19 protein-coding genes are annotated in these 16,843 nt (G+C 45.0%); 10 read left to right on the forward strand and 9 right to left on the reverse strand.

Going from position 1 to position 16,843, the window contains the following annotated elements:
- Positions 1 to 8: 8 nt before the first annotated feature.
- Positions 9 to 791: an SDR family oxidoreductase gene (locus tag OGH69_RS07965; RefSeq protein ID WP_265173930.1), complete on the reverse strand. Its 783-nt coding sequence runs from the start codon at positions 789 to 791 to the stop codon at positions 9 to 11.
- 135 nt (positions 792 to 926) lie between these two features.
- Between OGH69_RS07965 and OGH69_RS07970 the strand changes: the two genes are divergently transcribed.
- Complete coding sequence (locus OGH69_RS07970) at positions 927 to 1,292, forward strand: winged helix-turn-helix transcriptional regulator (protein ID WP_265173931.1); 366 nt, start codon at positions 927 to 929, stop codon at positions 1,290 to 1,292.
- Positions 1,293 to 1,669: 377 nt separating this feature from the next.
- Here the strand turns inward: OGH69_RS07970 and OGH69_RS07975 are convergent, their stop codons facing one another.
- The 8 genes from OGH69_RS07975 to OGH69_RS08010 form a co-directional block, all read right to left on the reverse strand.
- Positions 1,670 to 2,053, reverse strand: coding sequence for a rhodanese-like domain-containing protein (locus tag OGH69_RS07975; protein ID WP_265173932.1), 384 nt, complete (start codon positions 2,051 to 2,053; stop codon positions 1,670 to 1,672).
- A gap of 199 nt (positions 2,054 to 2,252) precedes the next feature.
- Positions 2,253 to 2,564, reverse strand: a complete 312-nt coding sequence (locus OGH69_RS07980) for a rhodanese-like domain-containing protein (RefSeq protein ID WP_265173933.1) — start codon at positions 2,562 to 2,564, stop codon at positions 2,253 to 2,255.
- Between the two features lie 6 nt (positions 2,565 to 2,570).
- Positions 2,571 to 3,962 (reverse strand): MBL fold metallo-hydrolase, encoded by a 1,392-nt coding sequence (locus OGH69_RS07985; protein WP_265173934.1) that lies wholly within the window; start codon positions 3,960 to 3,962, stop codon positions 2,571 to 2,573.
- 102 nt (positions 3,963 to 4,064) lie between these two features.
- Positions 4,065 to 4,856, reverse strand: a complete 792-nt coding sequence (locus OGH69_RS07990; protein ID WP_265173935.1) for a sulfite exporter TauE/SafE family protein — start codon at positions 4,854 to 4,856, stop codon at positions 4,065 to 4,067.
- 81 nt (positions 4,857 to 4,937) lie between these two features.
- A complete protein-coding gene (locus OGH69_RS07995; protein ID WP_265173936.1) occupies positions 4,938 to 5,567 on the reverse strand; it encodes a Crp/Fnr family transcriptional regulator in 630 nt (209 codons plus the stop codon).
- A gap of 35 nt (positions 5,568 to 5,602) precedes the next feature.
- Positions 5,603 to 6,016, reverse strand: coding sequence for a YeeE/YedE family protein (locus tag OGH69_RS08000; protein ID WP_265173937.1), 414 nt, complete (start codon positions 6,014 to 6,016; stop codon positions 5,603 to 5,605).
- 11 nt (positions 6,017 to 6,027) lie between these two features.
- Positions 6,028 to 7,356: an OprD family outer membrane porin gene (locus OGH69_RS08005; RefSeq protein WP_265173938.1), complete on the reverse strand. Its 1,329-nt coding sequence runs from the start codon at positions 7,354 to 7,356 to the stop codon at positions 6,028 to 6,030.
- A 3-nt stretch (positions 7,357 to 7,359) separates the two neighbouring features.
- Entirely contained in the window at positions 7,360 to 7,917 is a 558-nt protein-coding gene (locus OGH69_RS08010) for a YeeE/YedE family protein (protein WP_265173939.1), read from the reverse strand.
- A gap of 171 nt (positions 7,918 to 8,088) precedes the next feature.
- Here OGH69_RS08010 and OGH69_RS08015 point away from each other — a divergent pair, with 171 nt between their 5' ends.
- The 9 genes from OGH69_RS08015 (at position 8,089) to OGH69_RS08055 (ending at position 16,788) form a co-directional block, all read left to right on the forward strand.
- Complete coding sequence (locus OGH69_RS08015; RefSeq protein ID WP_265173940.1) at positions 8,089 to 8,424, forward strand: hypothetical protein; 336 nt, start codon at positions 8,089 to 8,091, stop codon at positions 8,422 to 8,424.
- 50 nt (positions 8,425 to 8,474) lie between these two features.
- The gene (locus OGH69_RS08020; protein WP_265173941.1) at positions 8,475 to 8,900 is read left to right on the forward strand and encodes a DoxX family protein; all 426 of its coding nucleotides are present in this window, start codon (positions 8,475 to 8,477) and stop codon (positions 8,898 to 8,900) included.
- Positions 8,897 to 9,334, forward strand: coding sequence for a DsrE family protein (locus OGH69_RS08025; RefSeq protein WP_265173942.1), 438 nt, complete (start codon positions 8,897 to 8,899; stop codon positions 9,332 to 9,334). Before OGH69_RS08020 ends, OGH69_RS08025 begins: the two co-directional genes overlap by 4 nt.
- A gap of 70 nt (positions 9,335 to 9,404) precedes the next feature.
- Positions 9,405 to 10,328, forward strand: a complete 924-nt coding sequence (locus OGH69_RS08030; protein ID WP_265173943.1) for a YeiH family protein — start codon at positions 9,405 to 9,407, stop codon at positions 10,326 to 10,328.
- A gap of 15 nt (positions 10,329 to 10,343) precedes the next feature.
- Entirely contained in the window at positions 10,344 to 10,763 is a 420-nt protein-coding gene (locus tag OGH69_RS08035; protein ID WP_265173944.1) for a DsrE family protein, read from the forward strand.
- A gap of 11 nt (positions 10,764 to 10,774) precedes the next feature.
- Positions 10,775 to 12,475, forward strand: coding sequence for a bifunctional metallophosphatase/5'-nucleotidase (locus tag OGH69_RS08040; RefSeq protein ID WP_265173945.1), 1,701 nt, complete (start codon positions 10,775 to 10,777; stop codon positions 12,473 to 12,475).
- 372 nt (positions 12,476 to 12,847) lie between these two features.
- Complete coding sequence (locus OGH69_RS08045; protein ID WP_265173946.1) at positions 12,848 to 12,997, forward strand: hypothetical protein; 150 nt, start codon at positions 12,848 to 12,850, stop codon at positions 12,995 to 12,997.
- Positions 12,998 to 13,248: 251 nt separating this feature from the next.
- A complete protein-coding gene (locus OGH69_RS08050) occupies positions 13,249 to 14,118 on the forward strand; it encodes a DUF3347 domain-containing protein (protein WP_265173947.1) in 870 nt (289 codons plus the stop codon).
- 135 nt (positions 14,119 to 14,253) lie between these two features.
- The gene (locus OGH69_RS08055; RefSeq protein WP_265173948.1) at positions 14,254 to 16,788 is read left to right on the forward strand and encodes a heavy metal translocating P-type ATPase; all 2,535 of its coding nucleotides are present in this window, start codon (positions 14,254 to 14,256) and stop codon (positions 16,786 to 16,788) included.
- Positions 16,789 to 16,843: the final 55 nt, after the last annotated feature.

Here is a 16,843-nt window from a genome sequence, read left to right on the forward strand (position 1 = left end):
TAAGATTATTAAATGGTCGGTACTGTACCGCCGTCAATTACAAATTCAGATCCTGTTAAATAGTTGGCCCTTGGTGAAACCAGAAAACCAACTAATTCAGCTACTTCTTCCGGTTGCGCAGGCCTGCCATAGGGTATCCCGCCCAATGCGTCCATCACATTTTGCATCGCTTCTTCTACCGTACTGTTCGCGTTTCTTGCAATCTCTCCTAACCAGGCTTTTGACGCTCCTGTATTAATCCATCCCGGCGAGACGGTAAGCACTCGAACCCCTTTTGGCGTAACTTCATTCGATAAACTTTTACTGTAGTTTCTCAATCCCGCCTTTGCAGCGGCATAAGGCAGGGTCGAATCATACAGCGGAAGCTTGCCCTGGATTGAGGCGATATGGATGATGACACCACTTTTTCTACCTATCATTTGGGGTAAAAATTCCCTGTCCAGCCGCACAGGAGCGAGCAGGTTTGCCTGCAGGGTCGATACCCAGTCTTCATCAGTCAATGCGGCAAAGCCACCTGCGGGTGTGGTTGAAGAGCCCAGGTTGTTCACAAGGATGTCCAGACGCCCATAAGTTGACAGCACTTCGCCGGCCACTTTCTCTGCTCCCGCTGCCGTACTTAAATCCGCAGCGATGAAATGCAGGTTGCCGTTTTCTTCTTCGGGTGCGTTCCTTGCAGTAATGATAACCGTTGCGCCCGCTTGCAGCAGCCTTTCTGCGATAGCCTTTCCGGCTCCTTTAGTACCTCCTGTCACCAGGGCGATCCTGCCTGATAATTCATTTTGATAATCCATCGTATACTGTGTTTTGATTTTCTTTGTACAAATCTCTGAAGTATGTTACTTACTCACAAGTACGGAGTTACGATTCATATAGGGATAAATTTTTCCCCTATTGTACATCTAGGGACATAGGATTACTTTTGTTATATGTATGAGAGAAAAACAATACCGAACCTAAATTGCGGCCTTGACCTTATTGGTGAAGTGCTGTACGGAAAATGGAAAATTCGCCTGCTTTGGTTTATTGACCAGGGACACAAGCGCCCGAGTGAATTGCAGCGTAAAATACCGGATGCTTCACGCAGGGTCTTAAACATCCAGCTGAAAGAATTAGAAGAACATGAGCTTGTTTCAAAGGTCATTTATCCTGTCGTGCCTCCCAGGGTTGAATACAGCTTGACGGATTTTGGAAAGACGCTGATTCCTGTAATTGCAGCCATCGGTAATTGGGGAGATACCCATGAAGCACGGCTGCGGTCGCTTATTTTAAAGCGTTTGGATCAAAATCCATAAATTCTTACGGAGTACATGAAACAAAAAAACCTGCAGGTGATTTGCAGGTTTTGTTTGTGGAGAGAGCAGGATTTGAACCTATAGGCCGAAACCCGCATCATTACTGCAATAGCAAATTCGTGAAATAAAATTGCCACGATTTTGCCACAGAATATAATTTGGTAGCAGAAGCTAATGACCAGACTGTAAGAACGCTAATTTTATACAAAGATAATTAATTATAGATAAATAATTGGATATATTCTAATACTACTACCTAATTCTCTAATGTTTACACTTAAGGTATTGTGTAGTATAATTAAATTTTGATATGTAAGCCCGAGGCTTTATTCGGTCCATAAGTATTAGACATGTGAATTCTTTAATGAGGTATGATATTATCGTTGATTTGATAATAGATAGCCATTCCAACTAAGGATGCCTCCCTTTACATCATAAAGTACTTTAAAACCTGCTTTTTCCATCCTCTTGGCAGCAGTGTAGCTTCTCTGGCCGCTCCTACAGTAAATGTAAACCGGTTTGTCCTTGTCAAGCCACTGAATGTTTTTTTCAAAATCTGCACTGTTCACATCAATATTCATAGCACCTTCAATATGTCCCTGCTTAAATTCTGCAGGAGTCCTTACATCAATTAGTTGAACAGTATCTTTCAACGCAGTACCAAGTTCCTCTGCCGTAATTTTCTTTATCTTATCAGATTCCTGGCCTTTACAGCTTAAAAACAAAAATGGGCACAGGATTAATAAAAATACCTTTTTCATCGTTCAATCTTTTTATTGTTATGTGTTGCACATGCACCCGTACCGCACCCGACGTTAATTATTGGTAAAATGCATGCTACTAAAGCTAAGACAATTAGCATGAAGGAGCCTGATAAGAAAGCCTGGTACAAAAGGGCCAGCCCTATCAGCAGGCGTACTGCCCTTATCAAACTCCAGTTACTAAATATCCGATTGTTCATCATTTTACAATTTCTCCTTTCCATGCTGAGATTCCTCCTATAAGGCTATAAGTGTTGGCAAAGCCCATTTGGTCCATTACCTGGCAGGCACTGGCACTCCTTTGGCCGCTGCGGCAATACACGTAGTAGCTTTTGCTTTTATCCATCTTTTCAAGGCCTGCAACAAACCTGTCTCTAGCAAAAATATCAAGGCATTGTGCGTTTGCCAGCATACCTTGCATACATTCCTGCTCTGTGCGTACATCCAGTATTACCGCATTTTTATCTGCAGCAACTTTTTCTTCCCACTCTTGTTGTGTTATATTTTTCATATCTCATTATCCTTTTACCAATTCATTACCTTTTTCGTTCCACTCTGTCATGCCGGCAGAATAGTTTTTAACTATAATGCCATTTTTTGCAAGCAGCGATTGTGCTATGGCCGACCTGTCTCCGCTCTGGCAGTGTATCACTACCTCTTTGTTTTTATCAATTTTATTGAGGTTCTTTTCAAGGGTGCCTACAAAAACATTGTCAGCTCCTTTAACGTGTCCTGCTTTGTATTCGCTTTCCCCTCGCACATCAACAATCTGTACATCTACTTTATCGATATAGGACCTAAATTCTTCGATATCAATTATCTCATTGCTTTCCGTTTGTATCCCAAGTGATGTAATATCATCCACATAGCCTATGATGTTGTCGAGGCCTATCCGCATCAGCTTTCGGGTAAGGTCTTCTATCTGTGCTTCATCAGCTACAAGTATAAACTGTTCGTCATAGTTAAGTATCCATCCACACCAGGTCGCAAAGGAGTTATTGCCCTGTATGTTTATGGAGTTAGGAATATGATGTTTAGCAAAGTCAAACTTATTCCGGGTATCGATTACTTTAATGCCGTTATTGTAAGCTTCAGTAAACTCTTCTTTGTTAAGTTTGCGGTGTTTTGGCACTTCAGTAAGCAAAGGACGGTCCACCTTGTTAAGGTGCTTCATCATGGCAAAATATTTCGGCGGCTCAGGCTGCCCATCCAGCAGGTAATCCACAAAGCCCTGCTCATCATTTTTGTATTGGAATGCCCAGTTCCTTATCATCTCATAACCTACTGTTGAGCTTGGTACAGCGCCGAGCGCTTTCCCGCATGCTGACCCGGCTCCGTGTCCCGGCCATACCTGTACATAATCAGGCAACTCTGCAAACCGCTGAATAGATTCATACATTTGCCTGGCTCCTATTTCCTGAGTACCGGTAAAGCCTGCCGCTTTTTCTAAAAGATCCGGCCGGCCTATATCGCCGACGAACACAAAATCGCCGGTAAAAACCATTACAGGCTTGTCTGTTGCCGGGTGGTCGGTAAGTAAAAAACTGATACTTTCAGGTGTATGTCCCGGCGTGTGCAATACTTCAAGGGTTAGGTTACCTACGTTTATTTTGTCTCTATGCTTAAGGCCCACATGGTCAAACTCGTATTGCCAGCCTTCGCCACCTTCATCAGAAAGATACATTTTTGCTCCGGTAACGGCAGCAAGTTCCCTTGAGCCTGCCAGGAAGTCGGCATGGATGTGCGTTTCGGCAATATGGGTAATTTTCATGTTGTTTTGCTTAGCAATTTCAAGGTAGGTGTCAATATCCCTTTTAGCATCAATTACAATTGCTTCTCCTTTTGCCTGGCAGCCGATAAAGTAGCTGGCTTGTGCCAGTGTCTTGTCATATACATGTTGGAAATACATAATTTATATTTTAAAATTTTATAATGATTATTGATTTATTTATTATACAAAGTTAATAGGGCTTATTTAGGCCGGCAGTAACAAAAGTTACACAAGGATTTTTTAAATAAAAAGTTCTTTAACAAGAATGTAGGCTCCCATTAGCAATACGAAGTAGCCAAAGCCTGTTTTAAGCTTCGCGCCATCAATCTTCCTGGATAGATATGAACCAATAATAATACCTGCAATGGCAAGGCCGGTAAATGGAAGGAGGAAGGCCCACTCAATTTCCTTTCCGACAGCATCTCCGGCAAATCCTGCCAGTGACTGTATGGCAATGATGAAGAGCGAAGTGCCTACTGCTTTTTTCATCGGCATCCCGGCAAGGAAAACTAAAGCCGGTATTATCAGGAAGCCTCCGCCTGCACCCACTGCCCCGGCAAGTATTCCGGTAGCAGTGCCACTGGCTATTAGTTTGCTTTTTGAGATACCGGCGGCTGCTTCAGTGACAGGTGCTGATCGAATCATTTTTACAGCTGCTATAAGCATTACTATGGCAAATACGATCATTAAGAGCAAGGGCTTGGTGAGCGGAAGCCCGCCAATATCAATAATAGTGTGAGGTACCGCAGGTATAGCAAACGCACGAACCAGGTACGCCGCTAGAAGGGAAGGGATGCCAAACAGGAGTACAATGCTGACGTTGACATTGCGTTGCAGGGCGTTCCGGACACCCCCCACAAGAGCCGTGCCCCCCACCACAAATAAAGAATAGCCTGTGGCGGTCACGGCATCAAAGCCCAAAATATATACTAAAATAGGTACGGTAAGGATAGAGCCGCCACTGCCTATAAGTCCCAATGAAACTCCTACCAATAAGGCAAGAAAATAGCCTGTTATAATTGTAAGATCCATAAGCTTCTTTCTAAAATTTATATCAGGCTAAATTATAGCGTATACCGGGGCTGTACAGTAACAAATGTTACAGAGGCACTTTTATTTTAAAAGTTCTATCGTATTGCGATTTAATTTAATAACACCATCGTTTTCAAATGATTTAAGCAGCCTTGAGATCACAACACGCGACGTATTGAGCTCGTAGGCTATCTCCTGGTGCGTATTTGATATTACAGAAGACCTGGTCACTTTCCCCTTTTCCTTCAGATAGCTTAAAAGCCGCTCGTCCATCTTCATAAAGGCGAGGTTGTCAATAGCGCTCAGCATCTCGCTCAGCCTTTTATTATAGCTTGAAAAAACAAAATTCCTCCAGCTTTTGTACTTGCCCAGCCATTCTTCCATTTTGCCAATAGGTATCATGGCCACGCTGCCTTTTGTCTCAGCAATGGCGCGTATCTCGCTCTTGGTATCACCAAGGCAACAGGCAAGGGTCATGGCACAGGTATCCCCTTTTTCAAGAAAGTAAAGCAGTAATTCACCTTCAACCTTGTCTTCGCGCAAAATTTTAATTGCGCCGTTAATAAGCAAGGGCATCTGCCGGATGTATTGGCCAATCTCTATAAGTTGATCCCCTTCATTAAAGTCCATAAAAACCGCTACACCTGCAATCTCATTTATTAACTGGGATTCAAAAACTGAACCGTATGCTTCTGTAAGATTTTCTTTCATCGAAAATTGAATTGGTGTTATTGTAAATATACAAATTAATGGGGCAGTTTGTTCCTTAAAAGCCCGTACGCCCATGTACCGGCCAGAGCTCCCGCAATTACGATTAGTATAGGGAGAAACCCTGCACCCAGCAATGTAAACATAGGTCCCGGGCAAGCCCCTGCCAAGGCCCAGCCGAGACCAAAGAGGATACCGCCATACATATAGCGGGAAAAGCTCCTTTCCTTTGGGACAAACTCGATCGCGCTTCCGCCAATATGGTTTAACTCCCGGCGCTTTATCACCTGGACAATTATAAGCCCCAGCACAAGGGCAGATCCAATGATGCCATACATATGAAACGATTTAAACTGAAACATTTCATAGATGCGGAACCACGATGCTGCCTCCGACTTGAACATCACGATACCGAAAAAGGTACCTATAAGTAAAAAAAGTAAATTCTTCATTTTAGTAGTAATTAAAAATTAAAGTTGCTTATTATATTCAGTTGGCTGTAATCACTTAGATTAAACACCGCAGTTGGGGTGTGAAGGTGCTTGTTTTCACGCCACACATAGAGTAGATCAATATCCAGCCCTTCTACAAAACCTTTAAAACTATAATGCAGCCTGCTGTTTACCTGGTAATAATCATCGAGTCCATATTTATTGAACGCATAATTCGCCGCTCCCGGGCCATCAACAGCAGTGGCATCAATACCGGCACTCAGCCCGCTTCCGCTAAACGAGTATTGAAGGCTTATCTTTACCACATCAGCATTGCCAAATCCCTCAATACGGCTTCGAGGCATAGAGGTATAAAACTGGTCGCGCCCTAGTTCCTTAGGAAACAGGTACCGCCCTGTAGCAAAGGCTCTGGTGTAGGCTACAGAGGATTGGAAACCAAAATAGTTATACCCCACCATTACGCTGGTTACCTGTCCGTTTTCACCTGGCTGCAGGTAGCGGTTGGCAACGGGAATATCCTCTTGTGCACCATAATGCACCTGGTAAGAGTACTGAATGCCCGCCGATAAAAATTTACCGTGATATACTGCCTCTGCCCAGGCAGTATTTAATAGTTTATCAATATGGGTATCCCAAAGGTTGAGGATAAAGTTCCCTGCTGTTTTATGTATTCCCGCAAACGCAACCGCATTGGTACTGACGTAATGCTGATAATCGGCCTTTGTCCCATCGGTTGCATACCCATTGCTTACGAGTCCGATGGCCTCGTCAAACTTAAACCATTCTGTCATACTGCGGGGTGACACGCCGTTTAAAACTGTCATGTTCACAGTTAATGTTGAATCCACGGTTATGTGGCTGTTGATACCCTGAAAGGCAAAGCCTTTCATACGCCCGTCGCTTTTGTTGATAAGGGGATGGAATTCAAGAGGTATTTTTCCCACAGCGATGTACGAATTTTTGTAGCGGTATTTCAAAAAGAGTTCCTCCATACGGTCCAGGTCATAAAAGTTATCGGGTTTGTTAAGGTCAAACAATTCACGTTCCCATTTAGACGACTTCCCGGTAATGGGATCCGTAGCATCAAGGTTGGCACCAAAGGTCTTAAATGTAAAAACCCCGGAAACGCCAGCCGTAAAACCTTTAAATTCTTTGGTAGTATAACCTATTAGCCCTCCGGTGGCATTGGCATGGTAATTTTTCAGGTTATGGTTATTTGTTTCCATAAAGTAATTGCGGATGTGCCCTTCGGCTTTACCTCCCTTAAAGTAATGCAACAGGCTTTTTTCCTGTGCCTGAGCTGTTATAAATGAAACAAATAAAAATGCAAGTATTCGCATGGCCTAGAACAGGAAAGGGAACAGAAGGTGTACCATGACAAGCCCCCCTATAAAAAATCCTATAACGGCGATAAGAGATGGTAACTGCAGGTTGCTAAGTCCTGATATGGCATGGCCTGAAGTACAGCCCCCTGCATAACGGGCCCCAAAACCAACCAGAAAACCGCCCACAAGCAATAATGCTATACCCTTAAAAGATGAAAAAACTTCGTTACCAAAAAGCTCTGTAGGGAGATAGCTGCTGCCTGCGCTTTCAAACCCCTGTCCTTTAAGCTGCGCTATAACATCAGGGTTAATAGACGGCACAGGATTATCTGAAAGAAAATGCATGGCAATGAAACCTCCTATAACGGCTCCCGCCATAACCATAAGGTTCCAGCCCTGCCCGCGCCAGTCAAAGCAGAAGAAGTCACAGTTTTTGCCTGCGCCCAGAGCGGAGCAAACGGTCCGAAGGTTAGAGGACATGCCGAAATTCTTCCCGGCAAACAAAAGTGCAGCCATGGTTGCTGCAATAAGCGGCCCGGCAACATACCAGGGCCATGGTTCATAAATCCAGCTCATACTTATTATTATTTTAAAAATGAAATGCAAAATAACGGCTTCAGCAAAAGCCAGTCAGTATCATTTGTTACACAACTACCTCGAAAATGTTAAATTTCAGGAAGTGTAACATTTGTTACAAAGGGAAAGCGTAATTATTATTTACTTTGAAATCTGAAATCCTGCTGTTAAATGAGGCTACCGGTTAAATACATACAAATACTTATTTTACTGCTCACAGTGCTTATTGCGACACCGTGCAGCATTAAGAAGATGTATGCCGACTTTGCCGGTGTTGAGGCACCACAAAAAAATGGTACAGTTAGTGTAAAACTGCAATGCCATGCTTTTGTTGCAGACGCTACAGAGCGTAAAGCGGAAAAAGCTGCCGGGTTTCGTTTCAGCTTTAGTGCTTTTCCTTCTGCTGCTATCCTGGAGGGTAAAAAGACGATTCCAACAACACCTTTTTTCCTTTTGGTTAAGGAAAAGATATCCTCTTACCTTTTGTACCGCACTTTACTGATTTGATGAAATAGGCTTCTTCATCCGATACCTTATTTCTAATTTAATCAGTTTACATGAACAAAGACATTAACGTAAACGGCTTTTCTGTACTATTATTCAGGATTGCCCTCAGTGGTATATTTATACTGGCAGGCGTTTCACATATTATGCACCCTGACCAGGTTGCAGGCCGGATCAACAAGGCTGCATTCAGCGGATTCGCCGTATTCTTTGGCGACCCTTACATTCTTGGTTTACTTTCCGGCTACGCGCTGCTTGCCTGTGGCATTAACTTCCTTGCCGGAATATTCGTACGCTATTCTGCTTTAGCATTATTGCTGCTGCTTATCCCCATAACGATAACGATCCAGATGGGCAACGGCATTTTCCATGGAACGCTGTGGAAGAATGTGGCACTCTTTGGCGGGCTGCTGTTCTTTATAATCAATGACCCTCAAAGCTATATTATCAGTAAATCATTTAAAAAAACAAGATCATGAAAAAACTAACTGTAATACTCCTTTCACTGATGGCATCGCTGTTTCCCGCCCAATTGAGCGCACAGGAACTGACTGTAGCCGAAGTTGAAAACGCTATAAAGGCAGATGGCAAATATGCCATGCTGGTACGAAATGCAGAGCATTTGCAAGCTTCGGTCAAAACAGCTGCAGCCCTTATAAAGGACAATCCCGGCCTGGACTTCCGGATAGTGGTGTGTGGCCCCATTGTTAAAGAAGTCGCAGGCGATGCAGCAACACGCGAGCTTATGGACAGGGCCAAAAAAGAAGGAGTGATTATATTGGCGTGTGGCATTTCAATGAAGAAGTTCAATATTGCCGCAGCAGACCTGCCGCGCACTGTACAGGTTACAGAAAACGGCCTGCTCTATATTTTCGGCCTACAGGAAAACGGATACAAAACTATAACTTTATAGTATTCAGGCGCATTCGATGCCCCGACAGTTTCATAGCCGGGGTATCGCTGCACTGTACATCTCGCTACTAATGGAAACATATAAAAAACCAATATTCTTTATACTCCTGGCGCTCTGCCTTACACCCTTTATCAGCGCACCGTTAGCGTTGGCAATGGGAATAGTCCTGGCTGTATTTATCGGCAACCCGTTTGCTGCCCAAAGTTCAAAGGCTGTAAAATGGCTACTGAAGGCAGCTATTGTTGGGCTTGGCTTCGGGATGAATTTTTTCAGCGCCGTTGAGGCAGGTAAGGAGGGGCTGTTATTTACCATCGGTACAGTAGTTCTCGTTCTTGCGGCAGGATACCTGTTAGGCAGGCTCCTGAAGGTAGACCCGAAAACCTCGTATCTTATCTCTTCGGGCACGGCTATATGCGGTGGCAGCGCTATAGCTGCTGTCGCGCCCATAACGGGAGCCGACCAAAAGCAGATAAGTGTGGCATTAGGCACCGTATTTACCCTGAACGCGCTTGCTTTGCTGCTGTTTCCGGCGGTAGGTCACCTGGCGGGGCTGAGCCAGTACCAGTTTGGCTTGTGGAGCGCAATTGCCATACACGATACCAGTTCAGTTGTAGGGGCTGCATCGGCCTACGGCAGTGAAGCACTGCAGGTTGCCACTACAGTTAAGCTGGGCAGGGCTTTATGGATCATCCCGCTCTCACTGTTCACAGCAGCGATCATGAAGGGCAGTAAAAATAAGATATCCATCCCGTATTTTATCCTGCTCTTTATAGCAGCCATGCTGGTGGGTACACTATTTCCGCAGTATGGAGAAGCCTATAGTCTGCTGACGTTTTTAGCGAAAAAGATACTGGTTGTTACCCTTTTCCTTATCGGTACGAGGCTGTCACTTGAAACGATCAGGTCAGTAGGGGCCAAAGTGTTTTTGCAAGGCACATTATTATGGCTTATAATAAGTGCCGTGTCACTGGCAACAATCATAATTGCTTATTAACGAACAAATTAATTCATGAAAAAGTTTATAATAGTATTGATTATCCTGGCAAGCTCGGTAAAAGCGATCGGGCAGGAACAGGTGAAGGAAAAGCATAGAGTGGTTTTCCAGATGACCACAGCCAATGAAGACGAGCAAAAAGGGCTTATCCGGAACATTACCCACCTTGTGGAGGGCTGGGGAGATACTTTTGAAGCCGAAGTGGTGGCACACGGGCCCGGGATCAGTTTTGTCACAACGGGCTCTGTTGTAGCAAAAGAGATAGGAAGCCTTGCTGCTAAAGGAATAGTATTTGTGGCCTGCGAAAGTACGATGGAACAAAAGCAGATTAAGCCATCAGAACTATTGAGAGGAGTATCTACCGTGCCAATGGGGATTGCGGAAATCGTATTGAAGCAGGAGCAGGGATGGTCGTATATCAAAAGTAATTTTTAAAAAGAAATGTAATGAAACAACGAAGAGATTTTTTAAAGTCGCTCGGGCTTGCAGGCTTGGGAATTACCGTGGCAGCACCGTTCTCGGCTTATGCTAATATAACAGAACAAAAACAGGCCACTACCGGCACTAGCTTGGCATCAGCTCAAACTAAAGGAATGCACACAATATCTATACTGCAGACGACCGATGTGCATTGCCAGGTGCACCCGCACGATGAGCTTTTCTGGGAAGAGGGGCAGATCGTGTTCCGTAAGACCGGCGGCTACGCCAATGTATCGGCAATGCTAAAAACACTGCGAGAGCAGAATCCGAACAGCTTCACCCTCGACACAGGTGATATGTTCCAGGGTAGTGAGCTTTCGGTAGAAACTTCCGGCAGGGCTTTTGTACCGGTGCTGAATGCGATGGATTATGACCTGTACCTGCCGGGCAACTGGGAAGTGGTATACGGCAAGAAGAACATGCAGGACCTGATGGGTTCGTTATCTGCCCCCAAGATCTGCACCAACATGTACCATGACCTGGGTAGTGGCAGGAGAGGGCAACTTATATTCCAGCCCTACCACATCTGGAATGTAGCAGGTATTAAGGTAGGCTTCCTTGGCTATACGGACCTTCTGGTACCTAAGCGGCAGTCGCCAATTTACAGCAAGGGGATCCTCTACACAGCCCCTGAGGAAAACCTGGCGCACTATGTGGACGTGCTTAAGAACCAGGAGAAATGCCAGTACATCATCATAATTGCGCATCTGGGGCTTTCGCAGCAGATTGCACTGGCCAACAGGCAGGAGTGTAACGGCGTTAACTATATCCTTGGAGGCGATACGCACGAACGTGTACGCAAGCCAATTGAGTGCAAGTATGCCAAGGTCGTGGAGCCGGGGGCATTCGGTTCGTTTATCGGCAAGCTCGACCTCACCGTTGAAGACGGGAAAGTAACAGGTGACAATTACGAGCTGCTGGAAGTTACAGCCGACAAAATAAAACCCGACCCTGTTGTGGCAAAAATCGTAGCCGATAAGGAGAAGCCTTATAAGGACACTATCAATAAAATAATCGGTTACAGTACCATACCGCTTTACCGCTACTTTGTGGTGGAAAACCCAATAGACACCTTGGTGCTGGACGGGTTGAAATGGAAATTCAAGCATGTAGATATTGTGCTTTCCAACGGTTTCCGCTTCTGCCCGCCCAACGCTACACCCGACCATACAGGGAACATACCTATTACAGAAGGTTATTTATTTGACATGCTGCCGGTAGACAGTGTGGTGCGGACCGGGAAGGTAACCGGAGCCCAACTGCTTAAATGGCTGGAAAAAGAACTTAACAATGTATTTGCTGAGAGAGCTGAGAACCGTTTTGGCGGGTGGGTAGTGAAATTTAAAGGCATGGAGGTCACATTCAATGCTTTCGGGCCTGAAGGCAGGCGCGTGCAAAGCGTTACAATAGCGGGCAGACCGCTCGAGACGGGAAGGACCTACAGCGTGCTGGCGTGCGAGAGGGAAGGGGACCCTGAAGACATGCTTTGCCGTATGAAGAACGTAAAGGAAGCAAAGAATACAGCCCATACCCTGCACAGCGCTTTAACGGATTACCTTAAAGCCAATAGCCCCGTAACGCCGATACCTAAAGGTAACGCGGTAGCGCTTGATGCCCCAAAAACACTGCTATCGCAGGTAACAGGGGTTGAATATAAGTTTTGTTAATACAGAAAGCCAGCGGCACATTATCCGCTGGCTTTCTAATAATATAAAAGTACGATCATCCTGTAATTTTTAAAGGCCAACCATATTGCTGCGATTGTGCATGTTGTCAGGATGAGTTAAAACAATGCCAGTCCTGGGCCATAATCCAAAAATTATATATATATTTAAAAGAATTCTACAACACAAATACTATTAGCTTTTGTAATTTTGATGTTTATGGTTTTAATGTCACGATTCTTTGGAAAAGAATTTATAAATTATTTGAAGCCAGTTCTGTAACTATGAGATTAAGAAAGTTTCATATATTGCTACTACTACTAATCGGCTTTTTGATAAGTCCGGAAGTTTCATTTGCTTGCGATAATCCAAATAATGAAAATTACAGAGGAACTTCTGCTAAAGCCTGTAACGAAAGATGCTGCAAACAAAAAAAACAGACTTCCCGCTGTGGGCAAAACCACGAGGACTGTAATGGTAAATGCGGGCATTCTTCCTGCCATTGCCCACCATTCCCGGGTATAGGCTTTGCACTTGTCCCTATAGATATGTTTAACCTTATGTTTACAGATAGTATACATGAAACCCTGCAATTCGGTTATACCGAGACCTCTTTTAAGTCTGCAATTAATTCGTTGCGCCTGCCACCAAAAATAAGCTAAATCCTTTCTTCAACAGCCATAGGTGCGTCCTGTCGGGACAGCTGTACGTCCCAGATATGAACATTCATACTGGATGAAGCACATATTATTAAATTTTAATAAACTATAATAGTCATGGGTTTACTACAAAAACTTATGGTGCCGTTATTTATAATGGCATCAACAATACAGGTATATGCACAAATAAAAAACGCACAAACTATCACTGTGCCGGTATCCGGTAATTGCGGTATGTGCGAGGCCGCTATTGAGAAGGCGGGCAATCTGAAAAAGCAGGCCAAAGTGGAATGGGACAGGGACAATCAAGCCGCCACCATAACTTATGATCCCAGAAAGACCAGCCCGGACGCAGTGCTTAAACGTATTGCATTGGCAGGATATGACAATGAAAAATATCTTGCCCCGCAAGAGGCATACAACAGCTTACCAGGCTGCTGCCAGTATGAGCGTTCCAGCCTCGCAGTTAAAAAGGATTTTGGTGGATCCTATAGCGAAAATATTGCTGAAAAATCAGCAATTAACCAAACCAGTATTAAAAAAGAAACTGCAGCCACAAATGTTTTAGCAGAAGTATTTTCAAGATATTTCATCCTGCAGAAAGCGCTAGTTAAATCGGATGCGCAACAAGTCGCATCTTCTGCCTATGAGTTGCAGTATGCAATAGCCGATGTTCCTATGTCGGCTCTGGGCATTGAAGCACATACTACATGGATGGAGGTTAATGAGAAGCTGGCTCGTGATACTAAAGCTATTGCGGCATCGGATGACCTTAATAAGCAAAGGGTCCTGTTTGCAAGCCTTTCGTTAAACATGCATACACTGGCAAAAGTAGCCGGCTTACGAGAGCCTATTTATTATAACAATTGCCCCATGTTCAAAAATGGCCAAGGGGCAAATTGGCTAAGCGACCAAAAGGAGATCAAGAATCCTTATTATGGTTCACAGATGCTAACATGCGGAAAAACAATTGAGATAATTGAATAAACTTAAAAAGAACCTTATTAAGAATCCTTGGTTAAAGGTAAAATATTATACAGGTTGGGAGTATATTCTAAGATCCTGGATATGGAATTCGTCCTACTCTTCTTAAATGTAGATATTAAATAATAGTACACAAGCATGAAGCATACTTATAGCATTACGGGAATGACCTGTGGCGGATGTCGCAGCAAAGTGGAAAAAGCACTGAACAGCATAGAGGGCGTAACGGCCTCCGTGACCCTTGATCCGCCGACCGCGATTATTCAGATGCATCACCATATTACAACGGAAGAGCTCCAGCATGTGCTTGCAGGGGCAGGGCCTTACCGTATAGCGCCTTTCGATGGGCAACCGCACCACGGCGAGGTTCACAAGCATCATCGTAATGAGCACAGTCATAAACCGGTTCAGGAAGAGAAAAAAGAGCACTATCAGCCGGCAAAGGGCAAGTATTATTGCCCAATGCACTGCGAGGGCGATAAGCTCTACGAACGTCCGGGGAATTGTCCCGTATGCGGAATGAACCTGGAAAAGGTTCCTGAAAAAGCTGTTCCCGAAGGGAAATACACCTGCCCTATGCACCCTGAAGTAGTATCGGACAAGCCGGGTTCGTGCCCGATCTGCGGTATGGACCTGGTCCCGCTTCTTGCAGATGACGACGATGATGCGACCTACCGTGACCTGCTCAGGAAATTCAAGGTGGCAGTGGCTTTTACCATCCCCATCTTTATACTGGCAATGGGCGAGATGGTACCTGGTAATCCTATCAACGACCTCCTCTCAAGGCAGGTGTCCAACTGGCTCCAGCTTATCCTGTCGCTTCCGGTGGTTTTTTTTGCCACATGGATGTTCTTTAGGAGGGCATGGATTTCTTTCCAGACCATGAAGCTGAACATGTTCAGCCTTATCGGCCTTGGCGCCGCGGCAGCTTTTATCTTCAGCCTGATTGGATTGCTCTTTCCGGGGCTGTTCCCCGATGAGTTCAAAAGCCACTATGGCACGGGGCACCTTTATTTTGAGGCGGTAACTGTCATACTTACCCTTGTGCTTCTTGGCCAGCTTCTTGAGGCCAAGGCCCACAGCCGTACAAGCGGCGCCATCAAAGAGCTATTAAAGCTTTCCCCGACTGAAGCAACACTTGTGAAGGAAGGCAGAGACAGTGTTATCCCAATAGCCGATATAGTAAAAGGGGATATACTCCGCGTAAAGCCGGGTGAGAAAATACCTGTAGACGGGATAATCACCGAAGGCAGCAGCAGCATCGATGAATCGATGATCACAGGAGAGCCGATTCCTGTCACTAAAAAGGAAGGTGATAAGGTGAGCTCCGGAACGATCAACAGTACCCGGTCCTTCCTTATGGTAGCAGAAAGGATAGGAGAGGAGACACTGCTCTCTCAAATTATTGAAATGGTCAACAATGCAAGCCGCTCGCGCGCACCCATCCAAAAACTGGCAGACACCATATCAAAGTACTTCGTTCCTGCTGTTATAGCAGTAGCTGTGGTAACATTTATTGTATGGGCAGTATTTGGCCCTGAACCGGCGTATGTTTTTGCTTTTGCAAATGCCCTCGCGGTACTGATCATCGCCTGCCCATGTGCCCTTGGGCTTGCTACTCCCATGTCTATTATGGTGGGGGTAGGCAAGGGCGCCCAGTTCGGTGTGCTGATTAAAAACGCAGAGGCCATCGAAACAATGAACAAGGTTGATGTGCTGATTATTGATAAGACCGGCACCATTACCGAAGGCAGGCCATCAGTTGAAAAGATTATTGCCCTGAACAGCTTCAGCAAAGCAAAATTATTACAGGCGGCAGCCTCGCTCAACCAAAGCAGCGAGCATCCCCTGGCCGAGGCTATTGTAAAATACGCAGAGCAAAGCGGTACGACGCCTTCCCCTGTAAGGGATTTTGAAGCGGTTGCGGGCAAAGGGGTAATAGGGGTGTATGATGGAGAAACCATCGGGATCGGCAATAAGAAGCTGATGGATATGCAAGGCGTAGCGGTTCCTGAAATTGAACTCGAAGCTGTCGGTAAAGAACAGCAATTTGGCAAAACGGTATCTTATATCAGCATGGCAGGTAAACTGGCGGGTTATATTACCATTACCGATGCCATAAAACCCACAAGCCGGCAGGCGATCAGCGAACTGATGGGCCAGGGTGTTGATGTAGTAATGCTGACAGGGGACAACCACAATACGGCAAAGGCTGTAGCACAGCAACTTGGGCTGCACCATTATAAAGCAGATTGCCTGCCGGAGGATAAACTAAAGGAAATCGAAAAGCTTCAGTCCGAAGGGAAAGTTGTGGCGATGGCGGGAGACGGCATCAATGATGCGCCCGCACTGGCAAAAGCTGATGTGGGTATCGCCATGGGAACCGGTACGGATGTGGCGATTGAAAGCGCCGAGGTGACGCTTTTAAAAGGGGACCTGCAGGGCATTGTCAAAGCGAAAAGCCTGAGCCATGGCGTGATGAAGAACATCAGGCAGAACCTTTTCCTCGCCTTCATTTATAACGTGGTAGGAATACCGATTGCCGCAGGCATATTGTATCCCTCTTTCGGATTATTGCTTTCGCCAATGATTGCGGCGGCGGCCATGAGCCTGAGTTCTGTGTCAGTGATACTTAATGCATTGCGATTAAGAAAAATAAAAACAGGGAAGTAACCAAGACAATTAAAAAGTTAATAGTAGCAACATGATAAATAGATATAAAAAACAC

This window comes from Flavobacterium sp. MFBS3-15, from assembly GCF_026107645.2.
Lineage (GTDB): Bacteria > Bacteroidota > Bacteroidia > Flavobacteriales > Flavobacteriaceae > Flavobacterium.